This is a genomic window from Halomonas sp., from assembly GCF_033549285.1.
Classification (GTDB): domain Bacteria; phylum Pseudomonadota; class Gammaproteobacteria; order Pseudomonadales; family Halomonadaceae; genus Halomonas.
The window spans coordinates 1-18,941 of the sequence record NZ_JAWSUJ010000036.1; the positions used below are offsets into that span (position 1 = coordinate 1).

General features: G+C 56.7%; 18 protein-coding genes. 11 read left to right on the plus strand and 7 right to left on the minus strand.

All coding sequences use genetic code 11. The annotated features are described in order from the left end of the window. Positions 1–261: 261 nt before the first annotated feature. The 10 genes from SCI24_RS09960 (at position 262) to SCI24_RS10005 (ending at position 11,202) form a co-directional block, all read left to right on the plus strand. Positions 262–1,347 carry a glycosyltransferase gene (locus SCI24_RS09960; RefSeq protein WP_318725216.1) on the plus strand — a complete coding sequence of 362 codons (1,086 nt, stop codon included), beginning with the start codon at positions 262–264 and terminating at the stop codon, positions 1,345–1,347. After that, complete coding sequence (locus tag SCI24_RS09965; protein ID WP_318725217.1) at positions 1,340–2,575, plus strand: hypothetical protein; 1,236 nt, start codon at positions 1,340–1,342, stop codon at positions 2,573–2,575. Before SCI24_RS09960 ends, SCI24_RS09965 begins: the two co-directional genes overlap by 8 nt. 13 nt (positions 2,576–2,588) lie before the next feature. Continuing rightward, positions 2,589–3,692, plus strand: coding sequence for a glycosyltransferase family 4 protein (locus SCI24_RS09970; protein WP_318725248.1), 1,104 nt, complete (start codon positions 2,589–2,591; stop codon positions 3,690–3,692). Beyond that, positions 3,689–4,399 (plus strand): sugar transferase, encoded by a 711-nt coding sequence (locus tag SCI24_RS09975; protein WP_318725218.1) that lies wholly within the window; start codon positions 3,689–3,691, stop codon positions 4,397–4,399. Before SCI24_RS09970 ends, SCI24_RS09975 begins: the two co-directional genes overlap by 4 nt. Then, a complete protein-coding gene (locus SCI24_RS09980; protein WP_318725219.1) occupies positions 4,396–5,232 on the plus strand; it encodes an aldolase/citrate lyase family protein in 837 nt (278 codons plus the stop codon). Before SCI24_RS09975 ends, SCI24_RS09980 begins: the two co-directional genes overlap by 4 nt. Continuing rightward, positions 5,229–6,227 carry a D-2-hydroxyacid dehydrogenase gene (locus tag SCI24_RS09985; RefSeq protein ID WP_318725220.1) on the plus strand — a complete coding sequence of 333 codons (999 nt, stop codon included), beginning with the start codon at positions 5,229–5,231 and terminating at the stop codon, positions 6,225–6,227. Before SCI24_RS09980 ends, SCI24_RS09985 begins: the two co-directional genes overlap by 4 nt. Before the next feature lie 22 nt (positions 6,228–6,249). Beyond that, positions 6,250–7,797 carry a hypothetical protein gene (locus tag SCI24_RS09990; RefSeq protein WP_318725221.1) on the plus strand — a complete coding sequence of 516 codons (1,548 nt, stop codon included), beginning with the start codon at positions 6,250–6,252 and terminating at the stop codon, positions 7,795–7,797. Between the two features lie 28 nt (positions 7,798–7,825). Continuing rightward, entirely contained in the window at positions 7,826–8,860 is a 1,035-nt protein-coding gene (galE, locus tag SCI24_RS09995) for a UDP-glucose 4-epimerase GalE (protein ID WP_318725222.1), read from the plus strand. Between the two features lie 19 nt (positions 8,861–8,879). Continuing rightward, the gene (tviB, locus tag SCI24_RS10000) at positions 8,880–10,157 is read left to right on the plus strand and encodes a Vi polysaccharide biosynthesis UDP-N-acetylglucosamine C-6 dehydrogenase TviB (protein WP_318725223.1); all 1,278 of its coding nucleotides are present in this window, start codon (positions 8,880–8,882) and stop codon (positions 10,155–10,157) included. A gap of 214 nt (positions 10,158–10,371) precedes the next feature. After that, on the plus strand, positions 10,372–11,202 hold the full coding sequence (locus SCI24_RS10005; protein ID WP_318725224.1) for a hypothetical protein: 831 nt from the start codon (positions 10,372–10,374) through the stop codon (positions 11,200–11,202). Between the two features lie 111 nt (positions 11,203–11,313). Here SCI24_RS10005 and SCI24_RS10010 read toward each other — a convergent pair whose 3' ends face one another. The 7 genes from SCI24_RS10010 to SCI24_RS10035 all read right to left on the minus strand — a co-directional run bounded on the left by SCI24_RS10010 (position 11,314) and on the right by SCI24_RS10035 (position 17,454). After that, positions 11,314–11,466 (minus strand): lasso RiPP family leader peptide-containing protein, encoded by a 153-nt coding sequence (locus SCI24_RS10010; RefSeq protein WP_318725225.1) that lies wholly within the window; start codon positions 11,464–11,466, stop codon positions 11,314–11,316. A gap of 201 nt (positions 11,467–11,667) precedes the next feature. Next, positions 11,668–12,135, minus strand: a complete 468-nt coding sequence (locus SCI24_RS10015; RefSeq protein WP_318725226.1) for a lasso peptide biosynthesis B2 protein — start codon at positions 12,133–12,135, stop codon at positions 11,668–11,670. Between the two features lie 112 nt (positions 12,136–12,247). After that, the gene (locus SCI24_RS10020; RefSeq protein WP_318725227.1) at positions 12,248–12,538 is read right to left on the minus strand and encodes a PqqD family peptide modification chaperone; all 291 of its coding nucleotides are present in this window, start codon (positions 12,536–12,538) and stop codon (positions 12,248–12,250) included. A 108-nt stretch (positions 12,539–12,646) separates the two neighbouring features. Further along, a complete protein-coding gene (locus tag SCI24_RS21555) occupies positions 12,647–12,796 on the minus strand; it encodes a lasso RiPP family leader peptide-containing protein (RefSeq protein ID WP_412929492.1) in 150 nt (49 codons plus the stop codon). Positions 12,797–12,900: 104 nt separating this feature from the next. Next, positions 12,901–14,841: an asparagine synthetase B family protein gene (locus SCI24_RS10025; RefSeq protein WP_318725228.1), complete on the minus strand. Its 1,941-nt coding sequence runs from the start codon at positions 14,839–14,841 to the stop codon at positions 12,901–12,903. After that, positions 14,838–16,505, minus strand: a complete 1,668-nt coding sequence (locus tag SCI24_RS10030; protein ID WP_318725229.1) for a cobaltochelatase CobT-related protein — start codon at positions 16,503–16,505, stop codon at positions 14,838–14,840. The genes SCI24_RS10025 and SCI24_RS10030 overlap by 4 nt, the downstream gene beginning before the upstream one ends. Next, positions 16,486–17,454, minus strand: a complete 969-nt coding sequence (locus SCI24_RS10035) for an AAA family ATPase (RefSeq protein WP_318725230.1) — start codon at positions 17,452–17,454, stop codon at positions 16,486–16,488. The genes SCI24_RS10030 and SCI24_RS10035 overlap by 20 nt, the downstream gene beginning before the upstream one ends. Before the next feature lie 284 nt (positions 17,455–17,738). On the opposite strand from SCI24_RS10035, the gene SCI24_RS10040 reads away from it, so the two are divergent. Then, entirely contained in the window at positions 17,739–18,935 is a 1,197-nt protein-coding gene (locus SCI24_RS10040; protein WP_318725231.1) for a nucleotidyltransferase family protein, read from the plus strand. Positions 18,936–18,941 lie beyond the last annotated feature (6 nt).

Sequence of the window (18,941 nt, forward strand, 5' to 3'; positions counted from 1 at the left end):
CTTCAGGCGGCTCAGATTCTTGCCCCTTTGAGGGGCTAACAATATAAAGCCCCCGGCTTTGCCGGGGGATACTTACTCAGGCGCTGTTGCATTTGCAATAGTGAGGATAACTGAGAGTGAAGAGATTGGTCAGATTGAGTACTTTTTTCCGAATTTTCAATCTGACTATCGCTATCAGCCAATCCATGATCTCGTCGAGACTATAAAACGAAACTGGCGTTCATTCGCCTGACACAAGTTCAAAATTTTCCCTGGGGCTCTATGAATATCATGCATATTGTATCTTCTGCCGCGTCAGGGGGTGCTGAGATATATGTCAAGGATCTTTCGAAAGAGATGGTCGCGCGGGGTAATAACGTCTTTATCGTATTTCTCGATCGAGCAGTTGAATCAGGTCGAGATGCCATATTCGAAGCAAGCTTTCTTGATGAGCTAGATAAAAGTGGTATTGAATACGGTTTCCTTGGTAGCTCCAGCAGGAAAAATCCTGTCAAGGGCGCTCTTGGCCTTGCCCGCTTATGTCGCAAGTTCTCACCCGATGTCATTCATTCCCACCTTTATTTTGGAGCACTTTTTTCCCTTTTTCAGTTCAGAATTCCTCATGTGTATACGCATCATAATATAAAACTGAAAGCATCCCCTTATTTCTATCGGCTTCTTGATTTGCGTACCACTGCCTATGTCGGTATCTGTATTGCTTGCGAAGCGCTCTTGAAAGGTGTTACAAGGAAACAGGTTGTGCGTATCGACAATGGGGTCGATGAATCGAGAGTCATCCCCAAGAATACCTGCAGCCCTGGTGTACCTTTAAAACTAATATGTGTTAGCACGCTTTCGCTTCAGAAAAATCACCAGCTACTCCTTCATGCGATATCGAAACTCCCTGATCTCGATTTATTGCTTACGGTTGCAGGAGAGGGGTCACAGGCTCATCATCTCAAGGGGCTGGTGAGAGAACTTGGAATCGAAAGAAAGGTAAATTTTATCGGTAATAGTAATAACATAAAGCAGTTGTTGCACGATTCAGATCTTTTTGTCATGTCATCTGCCTGGGAAGGCCTTCCAATTGTCCAGATCGAGGCAACACTCACGGGGTTGCCTGTTCTGGTGACGGATGTAGGAGGCTGCTCGGAGATTGTGAGCCGTGTAGGAAACGGGCTTGTCGCCAAGGTGGAACTGGAGGACTACACAGAAAAACTTAAACGACTGATAGTTGATGGCGAACTTCGCTCTATTTTTCATAATAATGCTCTGAAAAATAGGGGGTACTACACGATCGATAACGCGGTAAATAGCCATCTCAAACTCTATGTTAATTTGACAAGGCAGTTGGCCCGCCATGCCTGAAATCTCATTCGTCTTTGTTCTGTTTGTGCTTAGTGGTGTCTATTGCCTATGGATGGGCTATCGTCACCGCTGGCTTCTCTGGCCCCTTATGGTCGCCTACTGTTTCAGGTTCTTTCTTTTCGCTCTGGATTACACTCGTGTTTTTCGTCCGCCGGGAGCTAATGCCGACGCGTCTCGCTTCATACGTATCTCTTCTGAATATGCATCCTTGGACTGGCTTGTGTTGCTGGATCGAGTACCCTGGTTCAGTTCCAAATTCTATCCTTGGATAGGCGGAATTCTTCAAAAAATAGTAGGTGAGTCCCCGCTCTTTCTACTCGCTACAAACTTCTTCTTCGGTCATGTCGTCGTTGCTGTAACGGGAATTATCTGTTATCAGCTATGGGGGAAGCGCACTGCTGTGCTGGCTGCCATGATCATGGCCCTTTATCCCTACGGAGCGTTCAACTCCATACTGGCCATGCGCGAAGAGGTTTCCATCATGTTCTTCATGATGGGCCTTTATTTCTATATTCGCTGGGTGTCGGGTAAATCCGTTCTTGGCCTATTGTGGGGCGGACTGCTCTTTGGTGTGGCCGTTCTATTTCACCCGGGTTGGGTAGCAGCCTTTGTCGGTGTTGCGGCATATCTTGCTTATTTTCTCTATCGCAATCTCTTCAAGGATCGACCCAGCCTCGTCAGCCGCCTGTACGCCTTCAAGATGCTGTTATCCATTGCCATGCTGGCCTTTTCCCTGGGGATGGTGACAATGGGCGGAGGTATCAGCCTGGGTAAAGGCATTGAAGTCGGTACAGAGTCAGAAGGTGGCGTTGCTGAGTCCATCGAGGAGCGTTTTTCCAGTGAGGGTGAGGGTGGCTCTGCGTACCCCAGTTTCGTAGCTAAAGGTAACCCCTATACGCAGCCTTGGCTGATACCTTCGCGAATAGTTTATTTTCATTTCTCGCCTTTCCCCTGGGATATCAGGAGTCCCATCCACATTTTTGGCTTGATTTCTTCCGTACTCTATTGGTTTTTAGCCTGGCGGGTCTACCGTGGATGGAACCGATTGAAAGAGAGAGACGATTGTGTGGCCTTGCTGTTCATCTTTGGCGCGATTACCTTCGTATTTGCCATCGGAGTCACCAATATCGGTACGGCTATTCGGCACAAGACCAAGGTGCTGGGTTTGTTCGTGATTCTCGCCGCATCGTCATTTAACAGTTTCAGAATACGATTTAAAGGGAAGTGATATCGTGGATGTTATGATTCTTGCAGGCAATGCCCGGTCTCTGATCGCCAATCGTGGCGATCTGATCCGCGATATGCGTGCCGCCGGCCTGGAAGTGGCGGCTGCCGTGCCCACGGCGGATTACCTGCCGGAAGTCGAGGAATTGGGAATTACCATCTACCCGGTGACAATGGGGCGCACGGCCATCAATCCGATGCACGACCTGAAGTACCTGCTCGTCCTGCGCAAACTGCTGCGCCGGGTGCGGCCCCGGGTAGTGTTCTGCTATACCATCAAGCCGGTGGTCTATGGCAGCCTGGCGGCGAAGTTGGCTGGTGTGCCTCGCATCTATTCGATGATCACTGGCCTGGGCCATGTCTTTACCACCGAAAATGCGCGCAACAGGCGGCTGCAGAAGATCATCGCCGTTCTCTATCGCAGTGGCCTTTCTGCTAACCGCAAGGTCTTCTTTCAAAACCCGGATGATCTGCAAGAGTTTCTCGATCGCGGCATGCTTAAAGACTGCAGTAAGGCGGTGCGCACCTACGGCTCCGGGGTAGACATGCAACGCTTCGCTCGCGAGCCGCTACCGGAGGGGGGCATCACCTTTCTCTTCATCGGCCGGCTCTTGACCGAGAAGGGTGTGGCGGAGTTCTGCGAGGCGGCCCGTCAATTAAAGGGCGATTACCCTGAGGTGCGCATTGTTGCTGTAGGCCCCCATGATCCCAACCTGCCACACGCCTGTGCATCGAAAGACCTGGATAAGTGGAAGACCGAGGGAGTAGTCGAGTTTGTCGGCGGGGTCAGTGACGTTCGACCCTGGATCAAGGCGTGCTCGGTGTTCGTGCTGCCTTCCTACCGCGAAGGGACACCGCGCTCGGTGCTGGAAGCCATGAGCATGGGGCGCGCTATCATCACCAGCGACGCCCCCGGTTGCCGGGAAACCGTAGTGGATGGAGTCAACGGCTTTCTGGTAACTCCGCGCAAGAGCCTGCCCCTGGCCGATGTCATGCGCCGTTTCCTTGAAGAACCCGAACTAGTGGAACGCATGGGAGACGCCTCATGGCAACTGGTTCAGCACCATTATGACGTTCGCAAGGTGAATCGTGGAATTCTCGACGCCATGGAGCTGACATGAAGGATCTAGTCACACGCCTCTTCGATATCGTCTCCAGTGCCACAGCGCTGCTCGCATTGTCCCCTCTGCTGCTGGCGGTGGCACTTTGGATCAAACTCGACAGCCGTGGCCCGGTGTTCTTCATGCAGCAGCGCGCCGGCCTGGATGGCCGCCCCTTCCGGATCTTTAAGTTCCGCACCATGGTGCATCGCGCCCCGAACGAGATCGACCAGAGCAGTGAGCCTGTGGTGAGTGAAGGGCATGATCCACGGATCACCCGTGCCGGGCGTGTCATTCGCGCTTCCAGTCTCGATGAGCTGCCGCAGTTGCTCAATATTCTCAAGGGCGACATGAGCGTGGTAGGACCTCGTCCGGTATTGATGGAGCAGAAGGAGGTGGTGCCGCCCGGGTACATGAAGCGCTTTTCCGTGCGCCCGGGGCTTACCGGCCTGGCACAGGTGCGTGGCCGGCGCAGCCTTGGGTGGTTGAAGCAGCTGGCCTTCGATGCTGAATATGTCGAGAAGCGCAGCTTCTTCTACGATCTGGGCATCATCCTCGCCACCGTCAAGGTGGTGCTGCTGGGCGGCGGCATCTATGGTGGGGAAGGCCTCAACTGGCGTACTTATCGCGATAGTCTCGAAGGTCGGCCGCCAGCTGATGACGATGTCATCGCTGCACTGGCAGACCACGAGCCGGAGATCGAGAAGGTTCAGGAGGGGCAGTCATGAGCCAGCTCGATTTCATGATGATTACCGCCAGTCCCGAGGTGGCGCGATTCATCGAGCAGCATGGTGTGTCTCGCATCTTCCTCGACCAGGAAGTGCTTGGCAAGGCGGAGCGTCAGGGGCACCTGGACACCCACAAGGCCGCCCATACCTTGGAAGAGATCGTCGCGGTAGCCAGAGTGCTTAGCCAGGCTGAACTCATGGTGCGCCTGAATCCCTTGAACTCACAGAGTCGTGAGGAGATCGATGCGGTACTGGACTGCGGGGCGCAGCGGCTGATGTTGCCGATGTTCACCACTCGGCACGAGGTGCAAGGTTTCCTGTCACTGGTGGAAGGACGCGTGCCGGTTACCTTCCTTGCGGAAACCCCACAGGCCCTGGTGCGCCTGCCTGATTGGCTACCACTGCTGCAACCCGGCCACGATGAAGTTCACATCGGGCTCAACGACCTTTCGCTGGGCATGGGGCTCGATTTCCTGTTCGAACCCATGGCCGGGCGATTGCTGGAACCCGCGGCGGAGTTGCTCGCCGCCGCTGGTATCCGCTGGGGGGTCGGGGGCATCGCCCGGGTCGGCCAGGGCGAGCTACCTGCGGAAACCGTGCTGGGGGAACACGTTCGTCTGGGATCCCAATGGGTGATTCTCTCCCGTGCCTTTCACCTGGGGGCGGCCACTTCCGGGGAGCTGATGGAACATCTGGACTTTCCCGCCGAGCTTGCCAGGCTGCGCGAGGCCGAAACCCTTTGGCGGCGAGCTTCACCCGAGGAGATGCTGGCCAACCAGCTGCGGTTGTCAGAGTGTGCCTTCCGCCTGGGACGCAAGGAAGATAGTGCATGACGGAGACCAATATCCGATACGAACCCTTTCCCGTACGGCGTATCTTGTTTCTACAGAAGGCCGAGGTGCTGGAACAGCAAAGGGCACTGGTAAGCGTGTATTTGGGTAAAGAACTCCCCGATGCCAGCATCACCTTTGCCGGGAGCATCGACGAAGTGCCCGGCGGTGGCGAATTCGATGTGGTCATCACGCCTACCTTGCCCTGGCTGCCGCAGGCGCTGGCTCGTCTGGCCGGTTACCGCTGGATGCATTTCCTTTCTGCCGGGGTCGAAAAGATCTGGGCCATGGATTTTGACAAGGCTCGGCCGCTGATGACGAAGAGCAGCGGCGTGCATGGTGCGCCGATGAGCGAATACGCGATCGGTGCCATGCTCTACTTCACCAAGCAGTTTGGGTATTTTCACGATCAGGCACGCCGCGGCGAATGGCAACGTGCCTGGCTTGATGAACTCACCGGCAAGCAGCTGACCGTGCTCGGCCTGGGGCATATCGGCCAGTGCCTGGTGCGGCGTGCCAAGGCCTTCGATATGGAGGTGGCGGGCACCTTGAGACACCTGCGCCCGGTAGCTCAGGTAGACCGTGTGGTCCCCCTGGCTGAGATCGGAAGTGAGTTGGCTCGGACGGATTTTCTGGTGTGCTGCCTGCCGCTCACCGAGGAGACCCGTGGGCTGGTCGACGAGGCTCTTCTGGGCAGACTCAAGTCCGGCGCGGTACTTGTCGATATCTCGCGCGGGGGAGTGGTGCAGGGCGCTGCGGTGCTGAAGTCACTTGATGTCGGCATTCTCAAGGGGGCGGCCCTTGATGTGTTCGAACAGCAGCCGCTGCCGCCGGCATCGCCGTTGTGGAGAAGGGAAGATGTGCTGATCACGCCGCATGTATCAGGCACCACGCCGCACTATCTGGAAAAAGCGTTAGATGTCTTTCTCGATAATTATAACGCCTTAAAACTTGGGGAACCCATGGTGACCCTGGTGGATCAAGAGGCCGGTTATTAATGAATGGGGATATATGGTAGCCATGAGCAACTTTCTTGATGCTGAAGATATTTTATTCGCACGCGGTTTTGCCTTGTATCCCAGTCATGCGAAGCTTCCAGATGAAGTCTGGAGTGAGCTTTCTTCGTGGAACATTAAAGAGGTCAAGGGGTATACCTTTCGCCACCACCCAAGGTCAAGCGTTGCTGTCGGTATGTATCAAGATGGTGGCGTTATTCTTGTGGGGAATGCTGTCAATCCTTTTTCAGGTGAAATAGAGAATGAAATTGTCAGCAGTCTACTTTCTCAAGAACGCAGTTTTCAGAAAGATGGCAGTTTGAGCGAAAAGCTCATTGATTACATAGATCAGCTTACAGGGCGATTTCAGCTCTTTTTTATCAAAAATGGTGCCGTGTGTGCGTTATGCGATGCAACAGGCTTAGCGCCACTATATTATTTCCAACATGATGATGGTTTCTTCTTTTCTTCGCACTCCCAGTTGTTGGCCGAGCTTGTTGAAAGTGAAAGAGATGAAGATTTGCAAGAGATTATTGATTCTCCATTTTATGCTATAGGCAGAAGGCATCTTCCCGGGTATAAAAGTCCTTTCAAGGGTATAGAGTTGGTTGGAGCCAACGTATATTTGAGTTCATTGCTAAAGAGGCGTGTCAGGGTGTTTCCTCGTGAGCCCCTGAGTAATGCCCCTACATCATTTTCGGAGATTGTTCTTGACTCCGCCGATATTCTTCAACGAACTGCGGCTCTTTACTTTTCTAGTCGTGCTGTGCTGATCAGTCTTTCGCTTGGGCAAGATAGTCGTATTAACTTGTCGGCTTTTCATGAATGGCGGCGACAAATTGAGACTTATTCTTATTGTGGTAACCTTGATGAAACCGCCGAAGCAAATAGGGTGCATGAGTTTTCTCGCGATCTCGGGGTCAAACATCATATTATTGATACTAAAAATGTAAGTTCGGCCAATTGCCAGGAGTTGGTTGACACGCTAGATAGAACGACAGCCTATATGCGAAAGCATAAGTCAACAGAGTTGGAAAAACTGGTTGCAATGAAACGTTGGTTTCCTGCAGGTGCCCTGGAAATAAAGGGAGAGGCTTCAGAGGTCGGAAGGGCCACCTACTCGAAACGCTCCGGGATAAAAAACTTCCCTCAACTTGACGTTCGAGCCATGAGCAACCTCTATAAAAGAGTATTTTATCCAAGGCATCTGCTGAAACGTATTGATGGCTACTTTGAGGAATTCAAGAGTGATGGGGGTTTTGGATTTTCTTCTCTTGGGTATGACGATTATGACATGTTTTTTTGGGAACATCGTACAGCGTGCTGTGTGTCGTTGGGTATGCAAGATCACGATATTTACCATGACGCTTCCGCTTTAATGAACAACCGTATTCTTTTGAAAAACTTTCTTTTGCCTGATTTTGAAAGCAGGCTTGAAGATAAGTTGCATAAGGCTGTATGCAAAAAACTTTGGCCCGGTATCCTCGATATTCCTACGTCTAAGCGGACTTCTTTAAAAGGAAGAGCTAAAATTGTAGCAGAGAATGTTTTTTTCAGAGCTAACAGGTTTTAAGCCCGCCCGAAAAGGAGAAAAGGCTGAAATGAAAGTTTTAGTAACCGGCGGTGCTGGCTATATCGGATCTCATACCGTTCTCATTCTGCTGGAAGCCGGCCATGAGGTGGTGGTGCTGGACAACCTTTGCAATGCCTCGCGGGAGGCATTGCGACGTGTGGAACGGTTGGTCGGCCGCGAGCTGGTTTTCGTGGAGGGCGATATTCGCGACCGGGCGCTGTTGGATCAGCTGCTTGCCGAGTGGCCGATCAGCGCGGTGATTCACTTTGCTGGGTTGAAGGCGGTGGGTGAGAGCGTGCAACAACCGCTTGCCTATTACGCGAACAATGTGGCGGGTACGATCACGCTCTGCCAGGCGATGCAGGCAGCGGGTGTTCAGCGGCTGGTGTTCAGCTCTTCCGCCACAGTCTACGGAGCCGACGCGCCGGTACCTTATCAGGAAACCATGCCGCGTGGGCAGGTAACAAGCCCCTATGGTGCTTCAAAGGCGATGGTCGAGCAGGTGCTCGAGGACCTGTGCCGTTCGAATGACTTGTGGTCCGTGGCGGCTCTCCGTTATTTCAACCCCATTGGGGCTCATCCCAGCGGGGAAATTGGTGAGGACCCTCAGGGTATTCCCAATAACTTGATGCCCTTCATTGCCCAGGTGGCGTCTGGCAGGCGAAATACCTTGTCCATCTTCGGTAATGACTACGCCACCGCAGATGGCACCTGCGAGCGAGACTACCTGCACGTCATGGATCTGGCGGAAGGGCATGTCGCAGCACTGGCACATCTCACGACGCCCGGTATCGCATGCTACAACCTCGGAACCGGCAATGCCTTCTCCGTGCTGCAGATGGTAGAGCGTTTCAGCGTCGTTAACGGGGTCGAAGTGCCTTATGCCTTCGCTCCGCGACGTGCTGGCGATCTCCCGGCCTTCTGGGCTGATCCTGGCAAGGCCGGCGCGGAGCTTGGCTGGGTGGCACGGCGCAACCTGGACGACATGATGCGGGATACCTGGCGCTGGCAGCAGCGAAACCCCTACGGTTATCGCCAAGGGTACGCAACGCAGACCCCATAACAACTGAAGGGATTAACATATGCTGAGCATGGATAACGTGCGCCTGGGCGTGATCGGCCTGGGTTATGTAGGCCTGCCCCTGGCGGTGGAGTTCGGCAAGGTCTTGCCCACGGTGGGCTTCGACATCAACGCCCGGCGGATCGAAGAATTGCGTGACGGGGTGGATCACACCCTGGAGGTTGAGCCGGAACTGCTGGTTCGGGCAACAAAGCTCAGTTTCGTGAGCGAGCTGGATGCGCTGCGCGACTGCAACGTCTATATCGTGACCGTGCCGACCCCAATCGATGGCAGCCGACGTCCAGATCTCACCCCGCTGATCAAGGCCAGCGAAACGCTGGGCAGGGTGGTGGGTCAGGGTGACGTGGTCATCTATGAGTCCACTGTCTACCCTGGGGCGACCGAGGAAGACTGCATTCCGGTGATCGAGAAGGTGTCCGGCCTGGTCTATAACCGTGACTTCTACGCCGGCTACAGTCCCGAGCGTATCAATCCTGGCGACAAGGAGCATCGCGTTACCGCGATCACCAAGGTGACATCGGGCTCGACTCCGGAAGTGGCTGATTTCGTGGACGCCCTGTATCGGCGGGTCATCACGGCTGGCACCCACAAGGCAAGCTCGATCGCAGTGGCAGAGGCAGCCAAGGTGATCGAGAATACCCAGCGCGATGTGAACATCGCGCTGATCAATGAGCTCTCCATGATCTTCAACCGCCTGGGTATCGATACCGAGGAAGTGCTTCTGGCAGCCGGCACGAAATGGAACTTTCTGCCGTTTCGCCCTGGACTGGTCGGTGGGCACTGTATCGGCGTCGACCCTTACTATCTCACCCACAAGGCGCAGCAGGTGGGTTATCACCCCGAAGTGATTCTCTCTGGACGGCGCATCAATGACGGTATGGGGGCCTATGTGTCATCGCAGCTCATCAAGCGCATGTTGAAGGCGCGTATTCATGTTCAAGGCGCACGAGTGCTGGTGATGGGCCTGACGTTCAAGGAGAACTGCCCGGACCTGCGCAACACCCGAGTGGTGGATATCGTTGATGAGCTGAGCGATTACGGCGTTACCGTGGACGTTCACGATCCTCACGTGGATGCCAGGGAAGCCGAGAGCGAGTACGGTATCAGGCCCGTGACCTCACCCGAGGCGGGGGCCTATGATGCCATTATAGTGGCGGTGGCCCATCGTGAATTCATGGACCTTGGCGCTTCACTCATCCGCCAATGGGGAAAACCGGTTCATGTCCTCTATGACCTCAAGTATATGCTGCCCAGGGGGGAGTCGGACCTGAGGCTGTAGTCCCCGGGAGGCGTCCCGAGAGGGGCAAGATTATTGCCTGACTATGAGGAATCGAGTGTTTATATCAACGGAGAGGCGTGGCCGTGGTTCATTACAGGCCGGGAGCCATTACTATCGTACCTATGGACTTACCCTGGCGTCGCAATTGGCGCTCCCGGAACTTTCTCCCATAGCGGCGTGTGAGACCTCCGATGTTACGATCGTCGTGGGTGAGGTGTCTGAAACACTTGAGGGTGGCGAGCGCAAGAACCCCTGGGTAGAAGTGCGCGATGAAATCTGTCAGATCACGATAAGTGGCATCGCCAGATATCGCTGTGAGCAAGGGATGCGCATCGTGGTGGATCAACGCTGCGGCGGTGCCAACACCTCGGAGGTGGATCCGGGGGACGTGCGGCTGTTCCTTCTTGGCTCCGCCCTGGGGGCATTGCTCCATCAGCGCCAATGGTTACCCCTGCATGTCAGTGCCCTGTCGACACCGGCCGGTGTCTGGGCCTTCACCGGTCAATCCGGGGCGGGCAAGTCTACGCTGGGAAGTTGGCTCAACCGCCATCATGGCTGGCCAATGCTGACCGACGATGTGGCCGTCATCAAACCCGAGCTTTCCCTCCCTCTGCTCCATCCCGGACCACCCAGGGCCAAGCTGTGGCGCGATGCGCTGCAGGCACTGGGTATCGATACCGAGAGCCTGGTTCGAGATCTGACGCGTGCCGAAAAGTTCCATGTGTCTCTGCAGGAAGGGTTTCAGCATCGTGCGGAGCCTCTGGCAGCCTTGGTGCAACTGGAACGTGGAGAGGCGCATGAATCCGCTCAGCTGACACGCCTTCAGGGAGTGGAAGCCTTCCGCACGATCATGGCGTCGCTCTACCGGCCCGAGATGGCCGAAGCGTTCAATAGTGCTGGCCGGCTGATGAAGGATTCGGCTGTCCTGGCCGGAAAGATTCGCGTATATCGCTATCGGCGTCCCTGGACACTGGATGGCTTTGACGAGAGCCTCGCCCCTCTGCTGGCTGAAATCGACGCCCGCTCTGAGCGACCGTCAGCGTGAGTGCCTGACTTTGAGGCCTCATCGCAATTTCCGACCCTGAAAGCAAGTGGCGAGCAGGGCTTAAGCCCTGCTCGCCAATATTGCTATTACGTCAATCCGAGACGATATCCTTCAGGAAGCGAGCGGACCGAAGGCGTCACTCGGATTGCTGTCGGATGGAAAGGGTGCTGCATCACTATTAAATGCATCACCCGCATGGGTGATGTCCCTCAACTCGCCCAGTTCCTGGACGGTGGGACTTTCGTAGGTCTTGCGTTCATTCATGTGCATTAACATCATCTCCTTGTTGAGCCATCTATAGAGACTCCGCATGCCACTGATCAGCATGCATTCCGAGTGTAATATACGGGTGTTAAAAAGCAACCTTTTGTTACAAATCAGAAGGGCTTCCAGAGTTCATGATGATGCACTGAATATCATCGCTACGTGGAATGTGTAGTCCAGGAAATTTCGACTGTCACCTGGTCAGTTGGTCTCACTTTGGATGTGTTTCAGGTAACACCCCACCACGGTATATTCCGCGAAACCATGACCACCGGATACTGGCACGCGTCCCGCCACTACCCAGGCGTGAGCCTTGAATTCGCCGCTCTCTCTGTCCCTGGTCAGCCCGAAATAGAGCGCATAGGGGATGCGAAAAAGGCCAAGCATCAGACGCGCCGTGACGGCTTGGGGAAAGCAGTTGGCGACCCAGGGAGTGTAGCGCGAGGCCAGCCGAATCACTTGGGCAATCTGGATGGCCCGCCTTTCCTGCTCTGTTGTGAGAAGTTGAGTATAAGACTGAAGTCCAACCGAGTGACCAAGATAGGGCGCAAGCCTTCTGAAGGTGACCGTAAGTATGACTAGGCGGCTGATCCCCAGCATGATCCAGGTTGGGAAAAGCCAGACCCTGGTAAACGAAGGTTTTTTCAGCAGCGAGACGGTACGGCGCATGTAAGGGTTCATGATGTCCATATGAACGGCTGCGGTATCTTGGGAAAAACTTTGTGGCAGGTCGCTGCTTGTGTTGCCTTATATATCGGCAACAGCTGGTAAGGCTAGGGGCCTAGTTCGCTTGACGAACCAGCCCGTTTGCCATCAGCTCCTGAACGAACGCCTGTAGATCGCGTCGACACTTATCTGTCTCGACATCATATTCATGGGTGATAGTTTCAACCAGCCCCTCGAAACTGATCGGGGATTCCAGAAGTTCGAACGCTCGCGCACCCACGCCGGAAATACCGTAGTAGCGTCCTGCCTCGGCGTTCATCATGACCAATTCTCCATCCAGGTCGGCGGCTACCAAATCCGGGGTTCGCTCCAGAAGCATGTTGTTGTCTGGCAATGAATTCATCATACGAGTGATTTCCTCAATAATATTATGATTTCTTGCTGTAACCCCAGCGCGACAATCTTCTGTCGCGCTGGGGTGTTCCTTTCTTGATGTGGATGAAGCATCCTGCTATCAGGATGCGAGATCGGGTCCGACGGCACTGTTAGCAGTAAACGGAGAAGAGTCACTGTTCACTGCGTTACCATTCTGTGTGATTTCCTTAAGATCACCAAGCTCGTTAAGGGTGGGAGTTTCGTAGTACTTTCGCTCTATAGTTTGCATAATGATTCCCTCTTATAGACCAGCTTTATCTTAAATCTGCCGGTTTTCGACAGCGTTTTCATTGTAGTGCTTGAAAGAAAAGTACACCAGCCGTCTTCAATGGATCATTCATTACCTTCTTCGGCATAGCGAATGAAGCCGCCAACCGACATCCCGCGCAACAACCACAGCCGGAAACGCGCTTCGACCCGAGGGTCGTCCCACCCCTCAGCAGGCCACTCGCTGATGGCTTGCTCCATGCCTTCCAGGTCCAGATAGCGCCCGGCGCTTTCATGGGCTTTCAACTTCTCCAGTTCCAGTCGCATCTGTGGCAGGAGCTTCTCGGCGTTCTCATGCCAGTCTGGCGCCTGGAGCCCCCGGGTCGGCGTGTCGAGAATCTCGCTGGGCAGGATCCCCTGCATGGTTCTGCGAATCAGCCATTTGGTGCGCCCGTCGCCCAGGTATTGTGATTCGGGGATGGCCAGGCAGAAGGCCATCAGCTCACGATCGGCAGTTGGGTCGCGATCCTCCATGCCGTGCAAGTTGGTGATGGCGTTGTATTCCCCGGTATCGATACGGTAGAGGGAGGTAATGCGCTGCTTGCGTCCCTGCCAGTCTGGCTGGTGACTCAGGTCGAAACCCATCCTCCGGGCGCGCGCCTCGCTATTCATCCTGTGCGACCAGGTCGGGTTGATGGAGGAGTACTCGGACAAGGTGGCGATTCTTCTCCGGGAGCGTTCGCGGGCCCGCCATATCGCATTGGGCATCAGCGGCATCAGGCAGGGGCGAATCATGCGGCGCCAGTGCAGGTTGGGATTACGTTCCTTGAATTGGCGATACAGCTTGGCCAGCGTCAGCCACTTGCCGTGGGCGAGCAGCCAGGGCAGGTAGGGCATGCCATCATGGGATATGCTCATGTTGCCCAGGTTTCCATTGAGCAACACCTTGACCCCACGCTGTGCCGCGTTTTCGCGTATCGCCTTCTCCCATACCATGTTGCAGGCATTGAGAGGCGCGCGATCCAGCTGTTCGATCACTTCGTGGAGATCATCCAGTGGGGTAGCCGTCTCATCCCGGTGCAATATCACGTGCTCGATATTGTCGAAGCGATCGGCGAGCGCCTTGGCCCCCACCGTTTCATCGGCGTGCCTCTGGCGGGGGACCGGTCCGTTGAAACCCTTCCGGGGAGCAGCCGTGTACGCCAGAAGAGGGGCGTCTTGCTGCTCAAGAATCCCTGCTGCGACAGCGGTTACGGTCGAACTGTCGAGCCCCGAGCTCAGGTGAGAGGCAATGGGACCGCGGCTGCGCAGGCGGCGATGCGTTGCCCGTTCCAGTTGTTCCTTCAGTGCTTCCACGTATTCATCATCGCTTCCCAGTCGAATCTCTCGGTCGGGATCGAAGCGGAAGTGGTAACGCTTGTCCAGCCTTCCCTTGTCGAGTTCCACCACCTGGCCGGGTTCCACCCGGAAAATATCCCGATAAAGCGATTGGGGGCCGCTCATGGGCATCAGGCAGAGATAGTCGTGGAGGCTCTCTTCACAAAGGGTCTTGGTCAGGCCGGGTACTGCAAACAGCGCCTTGGGCATGCTGGCGAAGGCGAAGAGGTCGTCGCGCCAGTACCAGAAGAGGGGGCGCATGCCCAGCGGATCGCGGGCCAGCCAGAGACGCTGGCGACGCGGCTGCCAGCAGGCGAGGGTGTAGTCACCGAGCAGGTGCCGGGGGGCTTCGCTGTCCCAGCGGGCGCAGGCATGGAAGGCGATCTCGCTGTCGGCCATCTGAACAGCTCGGCTGGGCGCGATATCCAGTTGAGCGATGAGCTCCTCGCGGTTATCCAGCCGACCGTCGAATACCATCGCCAACTGCTGGCCCTGGTGCCAGAGGGGTTGTCGGTCGAGGCTGTCCTCAGGAGTGATGCGCAGCAGGGTTCGAGCCAGGCCCGCGCTGCCCTGGTGCCAGCTGTGCTGGGCGTCCTGGCCATAAGGGCAAAGCAGAGTCTGCATGCGATACAGGGTGTCGCGGTCCAGGTGGCTGCCGTTCAGATGGATCAGGCCAGCAATGGCGCTCATGATGCTCTCCGGGCGGCTTGAGCGGGTATCAGCAGGTCGCCCAACTGCTCGAAGAGCCTTTCTGCCACCTCGTCGGGATGACGGACGGTCAGGACATGGCGATAGAAGCGTGCCACGTCCTGTCCCGTGCCGATGGCTGCCAGGTGGATCGGGCTGCGCTCCACCTCGGCGATGATACGGCGCAGGTGGCGCTCCAGGAATTCCCGACCGTTGGCCTGGGCGGTGGCCTTGTCGTAGGGCGCGCCATCCGAGAGCATGATCAGGACCTTGTGGGGCTCGCTCCGTTGTGACAGGCGCTGTGCGGCCCAGTGAAGTGCCTCTCCATCAATGTTTTCATGCCCACACGACTCGCGAAGCAGGAAGCCGAGCTGGGGGCGCACGCGTCGCCAGGGCTGTTCGGCTGACTTGTAGATGATATGGCGAATGGCGTTGAGCCGCCCGGGTGAGCTGTCTTTACCATGCCGGCGCCAGCGTGTCGCCGGTGGATTGTCCGCCGTATAGCGCGTGGTAAAGCCCAGCACCTCGCAGCGAATCTGACACGTTTCCAGGGTATGGACGGCCAAGTCGATGGCCAGTGCTGCCATATGACGCCGCCGACCGCTCATGGAGCCCGACTGGTCAACCAACAGGGTGACACAGGCATCCGGCAGTGGGCTGGTCTGTTCGAAGCGAAAGACCCTTCGTGTGGGCGTGTCGCCGACCAGACGCGCCAGGCGGCGGCTGTCCAGTCGGCCTTCTTCCTGGTCGAATTGCCAGTGGCGCTGCCGAGCGGCCATCAGTCTGCGCTGCAGGCGATGCGCCAACTGGCGAACACGTCGGCGATCAAGGGTATCGAGTCGACGCAACGCGGAGGCATCATCCGATGTTGCCCAGTAGCTGGCGAAATGCTCCTCATCCCATTGCCTGGTGTATACCGCATAGCCTTGGCGGTGATCGTCGCGCTCGGCGAGCTCCTCGGCAAGGCTGGGGCTGGCAGGCTCTTCGCTCTCCTGGTCTTCCTGCTCACTGCTGCCCTCTGGACTTGTGGTTTCCGCCTCGGTGGACGATGGTGTCTCGGAGCGATAAATCAACGCCAGTTGGGTAATCAGATCGGCCAGGTCGTCGGTGAAGGCCTGGCTGTCGTCGAGGTGCTCGGCAGCATCTCCAAGGTCTTCCAGCAGGCGGCTTTTATCGATGCCATTGCTGGCCGTAGGTGCACTTTCTTGTCGCTTGCGCTGCAGCAGGTTTCGCAGCATCCGAGCTGGCCAGGCGCTGTTATCGGATGTGGCCGGGGAGGGGAGAGCCGGGTCAGCCGGTTCCTGCCCGGCGAATAGCTGGCGCGCGACTCGATAGAGTGCCTCCTTGGCGTCATCCTCGGGGCTGGTGTTCACCAGTCTCGCCAGGTTGCTGGCCATGCCGGGCAACTCGGTGCTGGCCAGTGTTTCCACACGAGCGCGCTCGAGCACGTCATACCAGGTGCGCTGGTCGATGCTGAAGCGTTGCGGTTGTGATGGGTCGTGCCAGCGACGCCAGGCCGCCAGGGCGTCGACGGTGCCACGTGTGACGGGCTGGGGGGGAGAGGTACCGGGTAACTGGCGGGGCGTCTCCCGGCCGGCAGCGTAGGTGCGCTCCCAGGCCGCGGCAAGCTCTGCTTGTCGCGGGACGTCAGAAGAGAGGGCTGGCATGACGGCTATCCTGATACAGGTCGACGTTGAAGCAGCGCTGGTAGATCTCGTTGACCAGCGGGCGCTCCGTCTCGTCACAGCGATTGAAGAAGGTCAGGCGCATCGCCTCGTGAGTATCGCCGAGAAGGGCAGCGTTTTCTCCCCAGGACACCAGAGTGCGCAGCGAGATAAGCGAGGAGAGGTCACCCTGCTCGAACGCCCGGCGTGCCAGGTTGGCGAACGCCACCATGCCGGCGACGCTGTCGGCGGCCAGGTCGGGAAGGCGTGACTGGAGAATGGCCTCTTCCTGCTCGGCGGGCAGATAGCCCAGTTCGGTAATGACCTGCCAGCGATCGAGCTGGGCCTGGTTGAGGGCCTGGGTACCCGCGTAGAGACCGCTGGGATCCCCCTGGCCTGCCGTGTTGGCCGTGGCGAACAGGCGAAAGTCCGGGTGAGGAGTGATCACCTGGTTCTGATCGAGCAGTGTCAGCTTGCCAGTGGATTCCAGCACGCGTTGGATGACGAACATGACGTCCGGGCGACCAGCGTCGTACTCATCAAAGATCAGTGCCATGGGCCGCTGCATGGCCCACACCAGCATGCCGGGCACGAATTCTGTCATCTGCTTGCCATCGCGAACCATCACCATGTCTCTTCCGATCAGGTCGGTGCGAGTAATGTGTCCGTCCAGATTGATGCGAACGCAGGGCCAGTTGAGCCTGGCGGCAACCTGCTCGATATGGGACGACTTGCCGCTGCCATGGGGGCCGTGCAGATAGACCCTGCGATTGTGAGCAAAGCCCAGCAGTAGGGCGCGAGTAACCTCGGGCACGAAGCGAAAGGCGCTGTCCTGCTCGGGCACATGAGGGTCAGCCTCACGAAAGGCGGGTACCGTCCAAGGAACCTCGAGTTGGAAGGCCTTCCGGGTATCGCAGGTGGCCTGTGGACTCAGCTGGATCGAATCGTTCATGACGAGGTTACATGATCCTTTTCATCGGGCCAGGCTGGCTGCCCATCGACTGGTGGGGCGTTCCGTATCGGTCATGGGGCCGTGGGCGTACCAGGGCAAGGCGGTGCCATCGTTCACGTCCCCAGCCTCCAAGCTAGCAGATCGCTCAGCGGACAAGCAACAATATGCATCTTTTTGTGTTTTTATGTTAATCTGTCAAGCAGAGCAAGAGGTCCTCTCATGACGACCATGGCGAGGCTCTCACGTCATCAAGGGGCTGGCAGCATCGTAAGCAAGGACATGACATGGCAGCTTTCGCATCTCGATCACCAGCGCTGAGCACGGAGTTTCGCTTGTTGCTGCTGTTTTCCCGGCTGGAGCTTGACGACACCCAAGCCAGGGCAGCACAGGTGCTCTGCGACGAGGTGGAGGACTGGGAAGCGTTTCGCCACATGGCTACTCATCGCTTCATCCTTCCCATGGCATACCGCCATCTTCGTCGCCTTCAGCCTCCTTCGCTGCCAGCCGAACTGCTCGCCCTGATGAAGCAACAGGTAATGTTGCACTATCGACATGGCCTGAGCGGGATGGCCAGCCTGGGAGAGATCCACCAGCAGCTGCTGGCACCGCTGGACATTCCCTACGTAACCTTCAAGGGTCCATCGCTAGCTGTTCGCTATTACGACGAGCCGGCAATGCGCTTCTGTCGCGATATCGATATCCTGGTGCCCAGGGAGCGGATGCCGGCGTTGCTGGCCCATGCCCTGGCAGAGGGTTATCGGTCGCTGGATCCGCACGAGCTAGCGGCCGATCCCGTCAGCCTGACATTCGTGGCGCGTTACCAGAAAGTGATCACGCTCCTTTCGCCGCGCGGTGTCAAGGTCGAGTTCCACTCGCGGATCGACAATATCGGTACGGTGTACGATTCGCGAGCGCTGATTGACGAGGCCGAGCCGTTCTGCGTTGGTAACGCCGAGGTGGCGGTACTGCCGACCGATGAACTCTTCGTCTACGTCTGCTGGCACCATACCAAGCACTTCTGGTCACGACTGCACTGGTTGGTCGATCTTGACGCGATACAACGCCACCCGAGTTTCGATCGCCAGAGCGTCCTTGCCTGTGCCGGTCGTCACGGGTTGAGCGCCACGGTCGAAATTTGCCTGAAGTTGGCTGAGCTCTTGGGCTCGCCCGACTTCGACCCTGACGGCGACCATGACGAGCGACTCGATGAGCTGTTGAAACTGTCGCTGGAGGCCATGCAGGGTGACCTGGAGGTTGAGTATCGACTGGCCAGCCAGAAGCCGACCCCTGACTTTGCCTTTCACTGGCAGACAGATAGCGGCCACCGGCTTCGCTGGAAGCTGCTCGGCTGGCTGCGGATCTTTCGCCCGAGCTATGCCGACTATCTAGAGTGGCCTTTGCCGTCACGCTGGCAGTGGCTGTACCGACCCTTACGCCCCTGGCGTGAGTGTCGACGCCGGTGGTCCCAATCCCGACACTGACTAGCT